Genomic DNA, 16,779 nt, shown 5'->3' with positions numbered 1-16,779 from the left:
ATTTGGTATGACAAAAAATAATGATTTAGCGGCTGCTGTTCAGTCGCTAGTTTTAGACATCGTAAAAGAACAAACTTGCTACTCGGAGTCTGATTTACTCCCTGATGTACCAATGGAAGAGGGACTGGGTATTGACTCAATCATCTTGGCATCAATTGTTGATGAACTGCAGCAGGTATTTGTATTTGAACATAAGCTAAACTCCGCAAGTTTTAACACCATAAGTGAGTTGTTTGCACGCTGTGAAGGCGCTCCACTAAGCGAAAAGGGCCAAGCCAAACTGGCTACATTGGGTATCAGCCATGATGTGCCTGTTAACGAGGCGAACATCAATGAGGACCTGTTAGCTCAAGAAGGTTCATCAAACACCACAATGCGTGACTTTGTTTCTGATGGCAACCCTGATTTGTTCAGCAAAGTGCGTAAGTTTAATGACTTTTACGAAACACAAGCGCAATCAGGTAACTTTTGGTATGGCATGCCATTGAGCTCTCGCTGCGAAAACCGCGCGACTATTTTTGACGCCTATCAAAATAAAGAGCGTGAGTTTTTGATGTTCGCATCAAACAATTACTTGGGGTTAGCTAATGAACCGCGCGTTATTGATGCTATCTGCAAAGCGGCTAAAGAATATGGCGCAACCAATACAGGATGTCGTTTGATTGGTGGTACAAACCGCTTGCACCTCGAACTTGAAGAACGCTTAGCACGCTTTAAGGGCCGTGAAGCCTGTATTGTTTTTCCATCTGGCTATTCTGCAAACTTGGGAACAATTTCAGCATTAACAGGACCAAAAGATACTGTTATTACAGATGTTTATAACCATATGAGTATCCAAGATGGCTGTAAATTATCTGGCGCTAAAAAACGTATTTACAAGCACAATGATATGGCTTCTTTAGAAGAAGTATTAAAAGGCTGTGCAGACTCTGAAGGCGGCAAGTTGATCGTTGCTGATGGCGTTTTCAGTATGCACGGCAATATCGTAAAGCTGCCTGAAATGGTGCGTTTAGCTCGCAAATACCAAGCACGCATTTTGATAGATGATGCTCACTCAACTGGGATTTTAGGTGCGACCGGTTCAGGTACTGCTGAGCACTTTAATCTTAAACATGAAGTTGACCTTGAACTTGGCACTATGAGTAAAACACTCGCAGGGATGGGTGGCTTTGTGTGTGGTGATAAAGACGTCATTGATTATCTACGTTTTTATGCAAACAGCTATGTTTTTGCCGCAACAATTCCTGCTCACATTGCCGCAGGCCTAATTCAGTGTATCGACATTATTGAACAAGAGCCTGAGCGTCTCGAGCGCTTGTGGAACAATGTTAATTACCTACATGGTGCCTTAAAAGAGCTTGGTTTTGATACCGGCGACAGTGAAAGCGCTATTATTCCTATTGTTATTGGTGATGAAACCCTAGCAATGAAAATGGGTCATGCGGTTCGACAACAAGGTATGTTCTGTCAAACCGTGGTGTTCCCGGGCGTTGCGGTAGGTGATGCAAGACTGCGCATAAGTGTATTGTCTCAGCATACTAAAGCAGACTTAGATGGCGCTATTGAAATTCTGATTAACGCAGCTAGAGACGTTAATCTACCGAATTTTAAAGGCTAAAGGAGTAGCTATGAAAGAAATGCTGCCAACGGCGCTACATCAAGCCTTGTTTTATTGGGCAAACAAGCAACCTCAGCACCCTTTTTTGCTCGCTGAGCCTGCTTTGTGCTATCGCCAATCCGCCAACTATGTAAGTGCATTGGCAACACAACTTTCAGGTAGCCAACGAGTTGCAATTTGGCTTGAAAAGAACAATCACTATGCGCTGTCAATTTTAGCAGCGCTTAGTGGTGGTGCTTGCTATATACCAATTGACAGCAAGCAGCCTATTAATCGAGTTGACTTAATTTTAACTGACGCCCATGCAGATACCTTAATTGTCGACGATAAACATCTGCAGTTAGTTGAACCGCTATTGACAAAGTACCCGCAACTTAAAGTCGTTTTAATTGGTGAAAAAAACACCCAACAAGCTGCAAATACTAGCTTTTTCGATTGGCGCCTACACCTAGAGACTGAACAACCATATACAAGTGAAGCTTGGTGTACAAACAACCTAGCTGCAGTGCTTTTTACTTCGGGTTCAACAGGTCGCCCCAAAGGGGTGCAGTTAACACATGGCAATATTCAGCATTTTGTTGGCTGGTGCCAAAACAATATGAGCTTAGGTAATTCCGATCGCTTTTTGAATCTAGCCAGCTTTAATTTTGATTTAAGCACCTTCGATTTATTTGTTTGTTTGGCTGTTGGTGGCAGTTTGTACATTGCCAATGATGATGCCCCGAAACAACCTATGACGTTAGCGAATGTGCTGAGTGAGCATCAGATCACTGTGATGTACTGCGTGCCATCGCTATTAAATCTGATGAACCGTATCGGTTTGTGGCAACAAGCTGAACCGCTAGCACTACAGCATCTTATTTTTGCTGGAGAAGTAATGCCAAAGCCTTGTTTAAAAGGCCTTGCTAGCGCGTTACCAAATACTCACTTTTACAATTTTTACGGACCAACAGAAACCAATGTTTGTCTTGCTTACAAGGTAACAGAAGAAGATATTCTCAACAATGAGCCAGTAGCCATTGGTCTGCCTATCGGAGATACCCAAGCTTGGCTTATTGATGAACAAGGAAACCCTGTCAGCAATGAGTCTGGTGCAATGGGTGAGTTAGTGATCCAAGGTAGCTGTGTGACACCCGGATACTGCTTAGAATCACAAAAGCAGGCAAACCATGCACTGCAGATCCATTCCACTGGAGATATCGCCCGTTATCACAACGGTCAGTATTACTACCATGGTCGCTGCGATCGTATGGTTAAAATTTCGGGTTTTCGCGTAGAGTTGGGTGAGATTGAAGCCTGTCTTTTGGCACATCCACAGATAAGTGAAGTTGCAGTAAGATACTGTGCCCACACCAGCAAACTCATAGCAAGTTATGCACTGACAGATGCACAAATCAAGATTGGTACTCTAGCACTTAAAACATATAGTGCTCAACACTTGCCTACCTACATGATCCCACACAAGTTTGAGTGTTTTGGTACGTTACCAAAAAATGCCAATGGCAAAATTGATTACCCAACCCTTGCGCAGGTGAATGATGAGTAAGCAACAACATGCCATTGCCCTGTTGGATTTGCAGTCAAACGTTGCTACACAAGACGGATATCTGGATTGCCTGAGCGACTTAAAGCACTATTCAAAGTTTGCAATACCACCGATTTATCGAAAAGCAATCAATCGCATGCAGCTACCGCTGTTGCAATTAAGTATGGCGCTGTGCGAGCGCCACAGTGAATTTGTTCACACTAAAAGAACCGATGTGATTGTTTGTTCTGAGCCTTGCGCTGATAGACAATTGGCAAATCACTACCGAGTGACAGCACAAGCACTGCTGTCTGATTTGATAGCAACAAGCCAAAGTGACACAGCAAAAAGTCAGTTACACGACCTTAAGCCAGCAGAGGTCGTCAGTAGTCATGATAAAGTGGGTGAAATGGCTACCACAATGGCGACACGTATCGCCCAAAGTGCGAAACTACAAGGCCGCGCGTTTGCAATCAATAGCGCTGATGAGTCTCTTGCTAAAGCTGTGGCTTTGGCGTATGACGCCCTACTAAACCATAAAACGGATGCAGTCATCATCGCATTGGCTAATGATTGGCAAACCCCATCAGATGCCCAACCTTTAGCTGCAAGTACTTTACTACTAGTAAGAACTGACCAAGCCATTGATAATGCAAAAGCCTATTTGCACTACTGCCCTCAACATAGCTTTCAAGCAACGAGTGATGATTTACCTCGCAATGCGGGTATAGTAAATAGTGCGTTGCAATTATCTTCGTGGCTAGCACAAAACACTCAAGATATATTGCCCATCTGTTCACAGTTTGGCTTCGCTGTTTCACCCTCTTGGTATAAATCCCCTGAGAGCGCCCCCATCACTGTTTGCGATAAACAAATATGGCTCGCAGATAGGTTTGGCACAACGGCCTATTGGCAAGGGTTGAATGATGAGTCTGGTGGTATCCGTGCACTTGACCACAACACCATGGTATCTGGCACGCTGTATAAACCTGAAGGCGAGACGCACGATAGTTACTACTGTGGTCAAGCTGCAAAGTTATCGACAGATCACCTCGATATGTTGGCACATGCTAGCTACCCAAATGTACTCGATGCAATGCTCAATCAGTGGCAAAGCATTGACTTGCCAAACGATAAAAATACCTTGGTGGTCACGGCGACAAACCTTGGGCCGTACAGCGAGCGTAGAAAGCTATTGAGTGCAAAGCTCACTGCTTTAGTTGACCAATGTAATGAGATATTAACCGCTTATGGTGAAGGTACCAGTCTTGTACAGCTACAAAAATGGCAAAACCAGTTTACGCAAGACGCACAAAGTAGTCACAACCAAGCACTTGGCCTAAGCCTGCAATTGGCGCAACATTTTCAGTTGAAAAACTACGACGCTTTAGCCCTTGAAGGCGCCTGTGCAGGCTCAATGGCCGCATTAGACTGTGCAATCAATGCGCTACAAAGCAAACGTGTAGACTATGCGATTGTTGCCGCGGCAGAACTGCCGGTAAATCTGCATGACCTATGTGTGTGCTCTAAACAGCAAATGTTATCACATTCAGTGATTGCCACATTTAGCGAAAGCGCCGACGGCTTTACCTCTGGAGAAGGCCTTGGTGTTGTCATTTTAACTCGTGATGACATTGCCCTTTCGAATGCTTATCCAAGGCTTGCGCGTATTGAGGCTATTGGTGCAAGTACCTATAGCAAGTCAATGATAGCACCCAATAGTGATGGTCAAGTTGAAGCGATGCAGCATGCATTTGCGCAAACCACACTAACACCGTCAGATATAGAGTGGGTAGAAACCCATGGCACAGGAACCCCCATTGGCGATTTAGTTGAGATACAAGCGCTAAGCTCAGTATATCAGCAGCGCAGCAGCAACCCACTTAAACTCGGTGCACTTAAAACACAGTTTGGACATACCTTCGCAATGGCGGGCCTAGCAAGTGTCATCAAGGTATTGTTGAGCTTTGAGCACAATCTCATTCCCCACAACTTGTTGCGTGGCCAACTTCGCGACGAGCTAAACCTAGACACGCTCAATTTTGACCCTATGGCTAGTGCAAAACCTTATACACAGCAACAAGGTAAACGTAGTGCGTCAATTAATGGATTTGGCACAGGTGGTGTGAACTACCACGTGATTATCAGCGATTGTACCTCTATGACAACGCAAGGAAAACATGATGAATTTTGATTTTACAGAACAACAACAACAAATTGCTCAGCAAGCGACAAGCCTTGCACAATCACTAGACCTTAACGATATAGCCCGCAGGGACTTGGCCGGTGAATTTTCCAAGCCTTTATTTAGACAATTGATCACCCAAGGTGTTGGTAATTGGTTAATGCCAAAAAACCTAGGCGGCGATGATTTAAACGCCAGTGAGTTATGCGCTGGTATTGAGTCTCTGGCGGAGCACTGTGAAGACACAGGATTAATATTTGCCCTGTCTGCGCATTTATGCGCGTGCATCCACCCTATTCGCGCTTTTGCCAATGAGCAACAACAACTGCACTGGCTTACCAAGCTCCAACAAGAAGCTTGGCTTGGTGCCCACGCTATCACAGAAAAAGGCGCTGGTTCAGATATTTACGCGATGAGCACTTCGGCCACAAAAGAGCAAACAAAGTTTGTCGTTAACGGTCATAAACACTACATCACTAATGCCCCTTTCTGTGATTTTATGGTGGTGCATTTACGTACGGCCAATAAAGGTAACTACTTTGATTTTTCGACATTTATTATGCAAAGCAGTGAACTGGGCATCCGTGTTTCACAAACACCCCACAGTAAATCTGGCCTGCGTACCACGGCAATGGGCGACATTCACTTTGAGCAATGCGAACTACCAGAAGAAGCACTCATAGGCCGTTTAGGTGCGGGCGCACCTATTTTCCAAATTTCAATGGAATGGGAGCGTGTTTGCCTGTTTGCACTTTACCTTGGACAAATGAAACGTCAATTACACAAAACAGCGGCATTCATTCAGTCGCGCAGTCAGTTTGGTGAATCATTAAGCGAGTTTCAAGCTGTCCAGCATCAACTTAGCGATATGTATTTGAATTACGAAAGCGCACGCCTATTGCTTTATAAAGCAGCCTGGTCACTCGATAAGGGTGATATGTCGGGGGTAAGTAGTGCACTGGCAAAAATTGCGGTGTCTCACGCTGCTATTAGCAATGCCCAAATGGCTGTGCAGTTGCACGGCGCACAAGGTGTACTCAGCGGTGATATTGAACGCATGCTCAGAGATGCCATGCCAAGTGCTATTTTTTCAGGCACGAGTAATGTTCTAAAGAACAACTTAAGCACTTCAATTTTAAAGCGTTTTCAAGCTAATTGGCTGTAGCGGAGTAGATAAAATGCAAATCAGAATTGGACAAGAGATCCTAAGTCGTGAAGCCTTGCTAGACAGCGCTGGGCTATTAGCTGAGTTTATTCAAGCCAGTGGTGACACTCTCATCTGGCAACACGATGACCAACGCGTAGAAGTGCTCGACCTAGTTGGTGGATTTGGCAGTACGCTACTTGGACATAACCACCCTGAGCTCGTCGAAACCATGCAGCACAGCTTAAGTGCCAATCGTCCTATGTGGGTGCAAGGTGCTCAGCGCCCGATTGCAAAGCAATTACGAGAAGTACTCGCCGAGAAATTAAAAAGAGAGACGGGAAAACAATATCAGCTGATCATCCTCAATACAGGCACTGAAGCCGTTGAAGCTGCGCTAAAACACGCACAATATGAGTATTTTCAGCGCCTTAATCAAGCGCAAACACTCAGTGCCGATAACTGGCGTGAATTTATGGCGCGCTTATCACGCAATGAATTGAGCATTGATGAAAGCTTTTACCGCAAAGCGGAGCTGCTACTTGGCCAAGAGCCCATTGAAAGTATTGAAGAGTTGCAACGCGCACTGCAATTTCGTAATCAGCAAGCGTTCAACTTGCCAGCTAAAATTGCCGCGTTTAAAGGCGCATTTCATGGTAAAACCCGCGGCAGCCTCGCTACCACATACAACCGTGACGCACGCTTACCCTTTATAGCAAATAACCCTGATGCGGTATTTATTGAAGACTGTGACAGCTTTAAACAAACACTATCGAGTTGGCAAAGTCAGTATTGGCAATTTGAATTTGAACCCCTGCGCTTGGTTGCCAAACCAATCAATCAGCTGGCCGCTGTCATCTATGAGCCAATTCAAGGTGAAGGAGGGGTAGTCCCACTTGCGCAACAGTACATTGATTTACTGAATGAAATAAAACAAAGCCATCCAGATACCGCTATTATTGCCGATGAAATTCAGTGTGGACTTGGCCGTACCGGGCACTTTTTAGAAAGTGTTGCGCGCCACGCACCAAACGATTACATCACCTTGGCTAAGTCTCTTGGAGGGGGGCTGTGTAAGATCTCCGCTGTGGCAATTGACGCCAGTCGTTATCATCAAGAGTTCAGCATGCTACACAGCACCACTTTTGCTGATGATGACTTAAGTTCAGCTGTGGCACTAAAAACACTCGCTTTGCTAGAGCGTGACGATATTATCCATAAAACGCAAAGCTTAGGAGAAGCATTTTTAAGCGCATTGCAAAACCTCGCCAATGACTATCCAGATATGATAGCGGAGGTAAGAGGCAAAGGATGTATGCTAGGTATCGAGCTGGCTTCACAAAGTGATCATCCCAGCGCGACAATCTCAGGCTTAGACAAAGAAAACGTTCTTTCTATGGCGCTGGCAGGCTACCTTTTACATCGCCACCATGTCCGCTTACTGCCCTCTTTAGGTAAACGCCGTGTGCTGAGGTTACAGCCATCTAGCTACTTTGCGCATCAAAATATTGCCAAGGTTATTGACGCCTTAAAAGCGGCATTTGAGCTTATTCGTGCGCATAAAGTTGCACCGTTAATGTCTCATCTCATTCATGCAGATATCAATCAACTTGCTTACCATGAGCGCTTACAGCACCCACTGCGCGAAGACAGCATTCCAAGCGGCATCGAAAAAGTAGCATTTATTAGTCACTTGATAGATCAAGACAGTTTAAATGAAATCGACCCAGGCTGGCGTGTATTTGACGAGTATGAGCAAGAAGAGCTGAATCACCATATTCTCCCTGTGACTGTTCCGGGTGTACTAGCAAGGCGAAAAATCACCTCAATCAGCGGTCGAGAAATTGAGTTGGTGCTTTATGGTATTCAGATGGACGCCGAAAGTATTGAAGCAGATAGGCGTTTTAACCGTTCAAAGGTCATTCGCGCACAAGTTCATGAAGCCTACCGTTTAGCCCGAGAAGAAGGCTGCAAATTAGTTGGCTTTGGTGGCTACACCTCAATTGTAACCAGTAACTGCTGTGATTTTACCTACAATACGCCAGCGGCAACATCTGGCAATGCGCTCACAGTTGCAGCGAGCATCAATACAGTTTTAAGTAGTGCAGCGCAACACGGGATCGACTTAAAAAAAGCAACGGTCGCAATTTGTGGCGCAGCAGGCAACATTGGACAAGTACACAGCGCCATACTAGCCAAGCATTGTCATAAATTAACTTTGATCACCCGCAACGCAAGTGCAACCAATATGAATGACACATTGCAGGTTATTTGTGAGCAACTATACCTTGGCGTAGAGCAGCAAATAAGCGGTGGCAAACTCTTAGAAAGCTGTAAAGAGTGGCTAACACCGCGCATCGGCGACGATAAGCCAGAGGTAATACAGCGCGAACTGAAGAGTATTTTGTTAGCCAGAGGCTTGGTTGTGATCAGTGATAACTTCAGTGATTGTCAACAGGCTGATGTGATTGTCAGTAATACCAGCAGCCCCACGACAGTGTTCAGCGCTGAGCATATCCACCCACACAAGCCGGTGCTAATCAGTGACGTCGCTGTGCCCAGAGATGTTCCCCAAGATATTGTACTAGCACGACCCAACGTTAAGCTTATTCGTGGTGGCGTTGTCAACCTCACGCAAAACCCAGAGTTTACGCTGCCAGGCATGTTGTTACCCAAAGGACAAGTATATGCATGTTGTGGAGAGACAATTTTACTTGGTCTTGCAGGTGCCTTTACGCACTTTAGCATGGGCGCTTTAACTTGTGCACAAGTCGAGCAAGTACAAGCTTTAGCCGCCATACACGGCTTTGAGTTAGATCAGGAGAAACCGCAAAATGACTCATTGCAAGCCGTTAGCTAACATTGTTAGCGAATGTATTGAGCTGGCAAAGCTGGTGCCATCATCACACAACTGCCAACCTTGGCGTGTGCATTTACACCATGCTGATATACCTTTTGATGGCACAGTGACCATTAGCATTGATAGTAAGCATACTATCAATGCGCTCAGCTCATTAAAAAATGAAATGCTAATGAGCTTGGCAGGTTTTAGCTGTGCTTTAATCAACTTGTTAGAAGCCTCAGGCGTGGTATGTGAGGTGCAAAGCAATGCTGCTAACTTAAGCGTTATTGATAATGAAGATACTCAGATACTTAGCATGTATCTGACGTTAAAACCAAATAGCGCAGACGATGCCCGCTTTGTGCGCCTGAGCCAGTTACTGCAAAGCCGCTACACACACCGTGGAAAGTTACATGCCGACAAGCCATTGCAATGGCAACAAGATGTACTGCTAACTAAAGTCTGGTCAAGCGAGCAGCTACATTGGTTGCACATAACAGCGCAAAAGAAAACTCAAATTGCTAAATTAGTGGCGCGCTTTGCTGCGCTTGATTTCAGTCACCGCAAGGCTTGGCAAGAAACCTATCGATTTATTGATTTTGCTAAAACCAAGCATACCAAAAAGGAACGAGGGTTCAATATTCAACAATTAATGGGGCCTTTGAGTCCCTTTAAACGCCGCTTGAATCAACTGCTACTGCACCCAAACGTGATGCTTGTTTTAAACAAATTTGGCATGGCACAAAAAATGGCCGATATGCTAGCCACGTTAAGTGAGCAAAGCTCACAGCTAATTTGCTTGTGTCATAGTGATAAAACTGACGCTACTGCTTGGTTGGGTGCTGGAGAATACATGCTTGAAGCTTGGCTGCAAGCTACCGAGCAAAATCTGGCAATCCATCCTTTGAGTGTACTGTTACAACACTCTGATGCAAAAACAGCCCTACATCATACGCTGGGCGTACAACATTCACCTATGTTTATCGCCCGTGTAGGCAAAAGTGATACCGAACAAAGCTTTATTACTCGGTTTCGCTATCGAACCGCTTTATCTCGAATACTAACGCAACACTAAAAGGACCGTTATGAAAAAACTTTTTTTCTTCTTTATCGTTTTGCTTTGCAATAGCGCAAGCGCAAATAGTAAAGACCAATTGGGATCATGGATTGACAGCGCTGAACGCATTTTGCGCGCGCAAACATCCGCTTCAGTACTCTCTATGGCAATCAACAAAGCCGAATATCAACGCGACTTTACCCTGTTAGTGCTCACTGATGACCGTAGCGAACAACAAAAAGTGATGGTTCGTATGTTAGGTCCCGCGCTTTGGCGAGGCAATGTCACACTGAAAGTAGATGACCGTATTTCATTTTTTGAACCACGCAATAAACGTACAACCGTAATGAGTAGTTCAATGTTGGCATCAAGCTGGATGGGTAGCCATTTTAGTAATGATGATCTCATGCGCGAAACCGATTTAGCAACGCACTATGCCTATCAATTAACTAAATCATGGCAACAAGATAATCGAGACTATCATCTGGTTGAACTAACACCTCTGCCCTCTGCACCCGTGGTATGGGGTAAAGTGATGTATCGCTTATATCTTGAAGACGGTCGCGTATTTCCTGAACAAGTGACTTATTACCGCCGCAATGATGATGCACAACCTGAGCGCACTCTGACCTACAGCGATGTAAAACTTATGGATGGTTTCAAAGTGCCTACGGTGATGGAAATGCGTATTTCTGACAAACCCGACGAATACACGCGGATGCATTATCAAAAAATAAAATTCAATAGTGACTTAGCCGCAAGCAAGTTCACTGAACAAGCGTTTTTGTAGGAGGTCGCATGGGACTATACATTCGCCTCGCTTGGCGTAATTTGCTGCGTAACAAAAAACGCAGTTCAGTAACTGCTTTAGGGATAACTCTAGGGATCGGTTTTTGTATCACCACATTGGCGATTATGGATGGCCTTAGCCATGATTTAATCACTGGCACCACCCAAGGCCAAGTAGGCCACATACAGGTTCACGAGCAAGATTACCTGGCTAAACGTCAACTACAGCAAACAATCGAAAATAACAGCCAAGTAGTCGCTGAACTGAGAGAACTTAGCTCAGTAAAAGCCGCAGCAGCAAGGCTATATAGCTTTGGTTATTTAAGTAAAGGTAATAAATCGATTGGGGTTAGCTTGTTAGGCGTAGAACCCGAGCATGAGCGCCAAGTTACGTCACTGGCTGAACAAATCATAGATGGGTCATTTTTATCACAGCCAACGCCTTGGCCAAAAGGTCAAGCCCTCAGCGAAGAGCAACTGGCGCTTGATGAGCAGCTCACAGAGCAAGCCATCGCTAATGCCTTTGCTGAATTAGATGGCCTAGACACCACCAGCAGTGAGTTGCAATCTCATACCAATGAGCTGATCGACACGTTAGCACCTTTACCCTTTAGCCTGCCTAACGTTATTTTAGGTGTGAAATTAGCCAAAAACTTACAGGCAAATGTAGGGGATGAAATCACTCTACTATTTGAAACCGCACAAGGTGCGCAGCAATCTCTGGACTTGCAAGTAGCGGGGATTAGTCGACAAGGGACCGACCTTATCGACCGCACTCGCATGATTTTTCATATCCAAGATTTACAAAAATTATTACAACTACCTAATCAAAGTCATGAAATCGCTATCTCTACAATAGACCTCAATAAAGTGGATTTAGCACAGCAAGTGATAAGCGATGTACTCGCAGCAAGCTACCCGAAATTGAGTGTACAAACTTGGTCACAGTTACGCCCAGACATTTTAGCGCTTATTCAATCCAACCAAGCACTGATGGGTACTTTAGTATTCATTATCTTTTTGATTGCAGGCGTAGGCGTTATGAATGCCATGCTCGTTAGCGTAATGGAGCGACGTAAAGAACTGAGCTTGCTAAAGGCGTTGGGGCTAAAAGGACCCAATGTTGTTTGGTTAGTAACAATAGAGACGCTGGTACTCACCTTTGTCGCATCCATTGCGGGCCTTGTGATGGGTGTTGTGCTCGGTAGTTACCTACAAAAGTACGGATGGGATATCAGTCAATTTGGCGAGTTTAGCCTAGCAGGCGTGGGGATGACCAGTGCGCTCAAAGCTAAGCTCACCCTTAATAATTTGTTTATCCCAGTGATTGTTATGTTTGTCATCGCACTATTAGCAGCCCTGTACCCTGCATTCTCCGCCGCAAGATTACTACCAGCACAAGGAATGAGAGCCTCATGATCCATAAATTAGCTTTACGAAATTTGTTGAGAAACAAACGTCGCTCCCTACTGACATCGCTGATCATCGTATTTGCATTTAGCATGATGATTTTGTTTATGGGGTTATCTGATGGTGGTCACAAAGCGATGATAGATATCGGCGTTAGAATGGGACTGGGCCATGTTATTGTTCAGCACCCTGAGTATCGAGACGACCCAGCGCTTAGCCATTTGCTCGATAACCCTGAGCAGTTAAAGCAGCAATTAATCGATACGGATAAGCGCTTAACTCCCGTGGCGAGACTACGCTCTGATGCACTCATTCAAGCAGGTCGTCATGGCGTTGCATTAACAATATCGGGCGTTGAGCCAGAGATAGAGGCACAGGTATCTGCCATTGCCGATAAAAAGGCAATCGTACAGGGGCAAACATTAGCGGCGTTTGCCAACAGTACTGATCTTCATCGTCTTTCAGGCATAGTCATTGGCGAGACTCTGGCTAAAAACCTCGAAGTGCGCATTGGTGACACCATCACGCTGACGGTTAAGCCTGCCAGTGGTGGCGACTTAGCGCGCTCTGCATTTGAAGTGGCGGGTATCTTTAAAACGGGTCTGCATGAGCTTGACACATTTTGGGCCGAAGTCCCCATCCAAGACTTGCAAGCTTTACTAGAAGTCCCCAACCAAGTCAGTCAGATTGCTCTTTATACGAGTGCTGGCAGCGACAACGTTGCGCAGCTTGCAACGGCGTTAACCGCGCAATTTCCAACGTTAGATATATTGCCTTGGCAAACAGCTGCACCGGAATTGTATTCAGCGGTCACCCTTGATGCGGCGGGTATGTATCTGTTGATGCTCATTGTTTATGTTGTAGTTGCAGTGGGGATCCTCAACACCGTTCTGATGTCTACATTTAGACGCCAAAAAGAGTTTTCAATGATGATTGCGTTAGGCGCTCGAGCAAGCACAGTATCAAAAGTGGTGTTGCTAGAAGCTATTTACTTAAGCGCGTTTTCACTCACCATCGGTTTGGCACTGGGACTTTGGGGTCACCATCACTTTGCAACTCAAGGACTCGATTTTAAAGAAGTATTTGGCACGGCAATGGAAGCTGGCGGGGTATTACTGCCTGAGAAGTTTTACTCAACTTTAGAGGCCAACAAACTATCACTGAGCGTTTTATTCGTTTTTGTTTTAACTATCCTCGTCACCCTTATTCCAGCTATTCGTGCTGGACACCGCTCACCCGTTGCAGCCAGTCAAGAATCTTAAGGAACTATCATGATCAAATTAAACCAAATTAACAAAATATTTTCTGACAAACACCAGTCGTTCCATTGCCTAAAAGACTTAAATTTAGAGGTAAAACAAGGTGAGTTTACAGTTATTGCAGGCCCTTCTGGTTCAGGCAAATCAACGTTACTCAATATTATTGGCCTACTCGATAAGCCAAGCTCTGGTAGCTACGAATTTGATGGGCAAAATGTCGCAAAGTTAAATAACAACCAATTAGCCGATATTCGTCGCGAAAAAATTGGTTTTGTGTTTCAAGCGTACAATTTAATGCCAGTACTCACTGCGTTGGAAAATACAGAAATGATCATGGAGTTTTGCAACGTTGACAAAAAAGTACGTCGTCAACGCGCCATGGAAACACTTGAAGCTGTTGGCCTTGGAGAGTTTAAAAACCGCTTTCCTGCACAACTTAGTGGCGGTCAACAACAGCGCGTTGCGGTTGCCAGAGCGATTGCCGCACAGCCGTTGTTAGTCGTTGCAGATGAACCGACCGCTAACCTTGATTCTCACTCAACTGAAAGCTTGTTGGACTTAATGCAATCATTGAATCAAGAGCTAGGTGTGACTTTCTTGTTCAGCTCGCACGACCCTCGTGTTATTGACCGAGCACATCGTGTTGTTCATCTGCAAGATGGGCAGATTGTTAAAGATGTCTGCACCAATAACAACGACCAACAGGTAGCAGTGTAGCGTGAAGCCATGGTTACTTTTGATTGCCTGCACCTGTGTGCAGGCAATCGCCTACGAAGCAGAGGATGACTTTGCCGATTTATTTGGTGAAGCCCCGCAATCTAGCACCACACTAAGTGGTGTGTTCGAGGCTAACTTAGTCAGTGTGGATACGCCCGCCCAGAACAGTTGGGGCACTAATCAATTTGCACGCCTTGAGTATCAACACAAAAAAGATGACAACGTATGGGTGCTCCACACGCAGTTAGACTTTGACTATATGGAACAGTCGAGCCTATTGAGTTTATTTGCTAAGCAACCGGTGGCAGACCGAGCACTTGATCTCGACTGGCAAGAGCGCCACGACCATCAACTTTGGTATGGCCAAGTCGATTGGGCATATTGGCAGCGCGCGTTTAACAATGCCAGTATTACCGTAGGCAGGCAACCGGTTACGCTTGGTTTAGGTCGCCTATTTTCGCCACTGGACCCTTTGGGGGCATTTAATGTTTTTGACTTAGATAGGCTCTATAAAAGTGGCGTTGATGCTATCAAACTTGACTACTTTATAACTGACACTTTGCAAACCCAAAGCATTCTAACCGTTAATCAAAACGATAAACTGCAAGGCTTACAAACAATTAAAGGCAACTTAGAGCAAGGTGTGTGGCTTGTTACAGCCGCTATTCGTCAAGAGCAGCACTATCTTTCTGCAAGTTTACAGCACTACCAAGCTTGGCTTGATGCCGATGTCTATGGTGAGCTTTTGTATGGCGACTTAACATCAGACGCTCAAGCGCAGTTTAAAGCGTCAGAGCAAAAGCGCGCCTTACTTGGCATGAGCACTAAGGTGGGTGCTAACGGCAGCCTTACTTTTGAGTGGTTGTATCAATCACTTGGGGCAAGCAAGCGAGCTGACTACGCCCTTTGGCAACAACGTTTCACACACTCACAGATCACCCCCATGGGCTTAGCTAAACGCTACATGGCTTTGTCGTATAGCAACGAATGGCGAGATTTAACACGCTATGAGCTACTTGCCATGCACAACTTGGTCGATAACCACAGCACCGTATCTGCCGTTGTCACCCACTCTGCCAGCGATAATTTACAACTTAGACTAGCGCTCGCTTGGACACCCAAGCAAGGCACACGCAACAGCGAATTTGAACAATTTGCTGACTTACTTCAACTTGGGATCCGCTATTATTTTTAGGTCAAATCATGCAACTAATAACATTAAAAAAACTGATTTTTGAAAAAAATATTTTCGCTTTTTTACGACTGGGCAAGCACGTTGACACCGTATATCGTACCAGTTTTGTAACCGCAGCAAACTCTAGTGGCTTACTCGCAAGCCTACAACAAGGCACTAAAAGCCTTGAACAGCTACAACACCACTTGCAACTAGATGGCACTAAACAAGAAGCACTTAGCGCATGGCTAGAGTGTGGTGTACGCCTAAAAGAGCTAACGTATAAAAACGGCCAATATGCGTTAAAGGGCAAGCTTAGCAAACACCTAGCAAAGCAAGAGAACCAAATTGCGGCGGCCATGTTCGAAGAAGCTATTCGATATCATTATGACGCGTTGCTGAGCGCCCCTACTCGGATGCAAAACAATCACGCTTACCAACTTGCAGATCAAGACGGTAGCCTGATAGCGCGTTCATCACAAATTTTAGAGCCCTTCGTTGAGGAGGCAATTGAATGGTGCCTTAAGCGTGTATCTACTGAACCAAAGCATATTTTGGAAGTGGGTTGTGGCGCGGGTCAGTATTTAGTGTATTTGCATAACCGCTTACCTGCATGTGAGATCACCGCCATCGATTATCAACTAGCCGTAGTAGAGCAAGCGCAAAGAACGCTCAGCGCCAACCAAATTACCAATATTGATTTAAGACATGAGTCGTTCTTTGAATTAGCGGGTGAGTCCAGCTATGACCTGATCACTTTGCACAACAATATTTATTACTTTCCACAGCGCCAACGCATGCAGGTGCTTAATCATGCCTACAAGTTACTCAAGCCGGGTGGTCAGCTACTAATGACCACCAGCTGCCAAGGTGGCAGTAGTGCTATCTCTGCTCTGAACCTGTGGTTTAGTTTAAGTGATGTAGGTGGTGTTTTACCTGATGCACAGCAGTTAACCAGCACGTTAAAGCAGGCACAATTTAGTGAAGTACAGCACAAGCGGCTGATGCCCGGTGAGAGCTACTTCGCCTTTGCCGCAACTAAATAACATGTATTTAGAA

The 16,779-nt window shown here is 45.2% G+C and carries 12 protein-coding genes; all 12 read left to right on the top strand.

The genetic code is table 11. The features are described from left to right. Nucleotides 1-7: 7 nt before the first annotated feature. From HG263_RS05050 to HG263_RS04995, 12 genes are read left to right on the top strand one after another with little or no spacing between them, the layout of a single operon-like run. A complete protein-coding gene (locus tag HG263_RS05050; RefSeq protein WP_171624992.1) occupies nt 8-1,618 on the top strand; it encodes an aminotransferase class I/II-fold pyridoxal phosphate-dependent enzyme in 1,611 nt (536 codons plus the stop codon). A 10-nt stretch (nt 1,619-1,628) separates the two neighbouring features. After that, complete coding sequence (locus HG263_RS05045) at nt 1,629-3,164, top strand: AMP-binding protein (protein WP_171624991.1); 1,536 nt, start codon at nt 1,629-1,631, stop codon at nt 3,162-3,164. After that, nucleotides 3,157-5,337: a polyketide synthase gene (locus tag HG263_RS05040; RefSeq protein ID WP_171624990.1), complete on the top strand. Its 2,181-nt coding sequence runs from the start codon at nt 3,157-3,159 to the stop codon at nt 5,335-5,337. Before HG263_RS05045 ends, HG263_RS05040 begins: the two co-directional genes overlap by 8 nt. After that, nucleotides 5,324-6,493: an acyl-CoA dehydrogenase family protein gene (locus tag HG263_RS05035; protein WP_246239891.1), complete on the top strand. Its 1,170-nt coding sequence runs from the start codon at nt 5,324-5,326 to the stop codon at nt 6,491-6,493. The genes HG263_RS05040 and HG263_RS05035 overlap by 14 nt, the downstream gene beginning before the upstream one ends. A 13-nt stretch (nt 6,494-6,506) precedes the next feature. Continuing rightward, nucleotides 6,507-9,332 (top strand): aminotransferase class III-fold pyridoxal phosphate-dependent enzyme, encoded by a 2,826-nt coding sequence (locus tag HG263_RS05030; protein ID WP_171624989.1) that lies wholly within the window; start codon nt 6,507-6,509, stop codon nt 9,330-9,332. Further along, the gene (locus HG263_RS05025) at nt 9,307-10,389 is read left to right on the top strand and encodes a nitroreductase (RefSeq protein WP_171624988.1); all 1,083 of its coding nucleotides are present in this window, start codon (nt 9,307-9,309) and stop codon (nt 10,387-10,389) included. Before HG263_RS05030 ends, HG263_RS05025 begins: the two co-directional genes overlap by 26 nt. A gap of 10 nt (nt 10,390-10,399) precedes the next feature. Then, nucleotides 10,400-11,161, top strand: a complete 762-nt coding sequence (locus HG263_RS05020) for an outer membrane lipoprotein-sorting protein (protein WP_171624987.1) — start codon at nt 10,400-10,402, stop codon at nt 11,159-11,161. An 8-nt stretch (nt 11,162-11,169) separates the two neighbouring features. Then, the gene (locus tag HG263_RS05015; protein ID WP_171624986.1) at nt 11,170-12,579 is read left to right on the top strand and encodes an ABC transporter permease; all 1,410 of its coding nucleotides are present in this window, start codon (nt 11,170-11,172) and stop codon (nt 12,577-12,579) included. Further along, nucleotides 12,576-13,832, top strand: coding sequence for an ABC transporter permease (locus tag HG263_RS05010; RefSeq protein WP_171624985.1), 1,257 nt, complete (start codon nt 12,576-12,578; stop codon nt 13,830-13,832). Before HG263_RS05015 ends, HG263_RS05010 begins: the two co-directional genes overlap by 4 nt. A 9-nt stretch (nt 13,833-13,841) precedes the next feature. Continuing rightward, a complete protein-coding gene (locus tag HG263_RS05005; RefSeq protein WP_216628371.1) occupies nt 13,842-14,546 on the top strand; it encodes an ABC transporter ATP-binding protein in 705 nt (234 codons plus the stop codon). Nucleotide 14,547: 1 nt separating this feature from the next. Then, entirely contained in the window at nt 14,548-15,741 is a 1,194-nt protein-coding gene (locus HG263_RS05000) for a hypothetical protein (RefSeq protein ID WP_171624984.1), read from the top strand. Between the two features lie 8 nt (nt 15,742-15,749). Then, nucleotides 15,750-16,766 (top strand): class I SAM-dependent methyltransferase, encoded by a 1,017-nt coding sequence (locus HG263_RS04995; protein WP_171624983.1) that lies wholly within the window; start codon nt 15,750-15,752, stop codon nt 16,764-16,766. Nucleotides 16,767-16,779: the final 13 nt, after the last annotated feature.

The organism is Pseudoalteromonas caenipelagi (assembly GCF_013140855.1).
Taxonomy (GTDB): domain Bacteria; phylum Pseudomonadota; class Gammaproteobacteria; order Enterobacterales; family Alteromonadaceae; genus Pseudoalteromonas; species Pseudoalteromonas caenipelagi.
Note: the sequence above shows the minus strand (reverse complement) of the source record. Positions and strands in the feature narration are given on the sequence as shown.

Coding starts and splice junctions, on each gene's coding strand:
- HG263_RS04995 (WP_171624983.1), top strand. CDS start 15,750: ATGCAACTAATAACATTAAAAAAACTGATTTTTGAAAAAAATATTTTC.
- HG263_RS05020 (WP_171624987.1), top strand. CDS start 10,400: ATGAAAAAACTTTTTTTCTTCTTTATCGTTTTGCTTTGCAATAGCGCA.
- HG263_RS05010 (WP_171624985.1), top strand. CDS start 12,576: ATGATCCATAAATTAGCTTTACGAAATTTGTTGAGAAACAAACGTCGC.
- HG263_RS05015 (WP_171624986.1), top strand. CDS start 11,170: ATGGGACTATACATTCGCCTCGCTTGGCGTAATTTGCTGCGTAACAAA.
- HG263_RS05040 (WP_171624990.1), top strand. CDS start 3,157: ATGAGTAAGCAACAACATGCCATTGCCCTGTTGGATTTGCAGTCAAAC.
- HG263_RS05035 (WP_246239891.1), top strand. CDS start 5,324: ATGATGAATTTTGATTTTACAGAACAACAACAACAAATTGCTCAGCAA.
- HG263_RS05030 (WP_171624989.1), top strand. CDS start 6,507: ATGCAAATCAGAATTGGACAAGAGATCCTAAGTCGTGAAGCCTTGCTA.
- HG263_RS05050 (WP_171624992.1), top strand. CDS start 8: ATGACAAAAAATAATGATTTAGCGGCTGCTGTTCAGTCGCTAGTTTTA.
- HG263_RS05005 (WP_216628371.1), top strand. CDS start 13,842: ATGATCAAATTAAACCAAATTAACAAAATATTTTCTGACAAACACCAG.
- HG263_RS05045 (WP_171624991.1), top strand. CDS start 1,629: ATGAAAGAAATGCTGCCAACGGCGCTACATCAAGCCTTGTTTTATTGG.
- HG263_RS05025 (WP_171624988.1), top strand. CDS start 9,307: ATGACTCATTGCAAGCCGTTAGCTAACATTGTTAGCGAATGTATTGAG.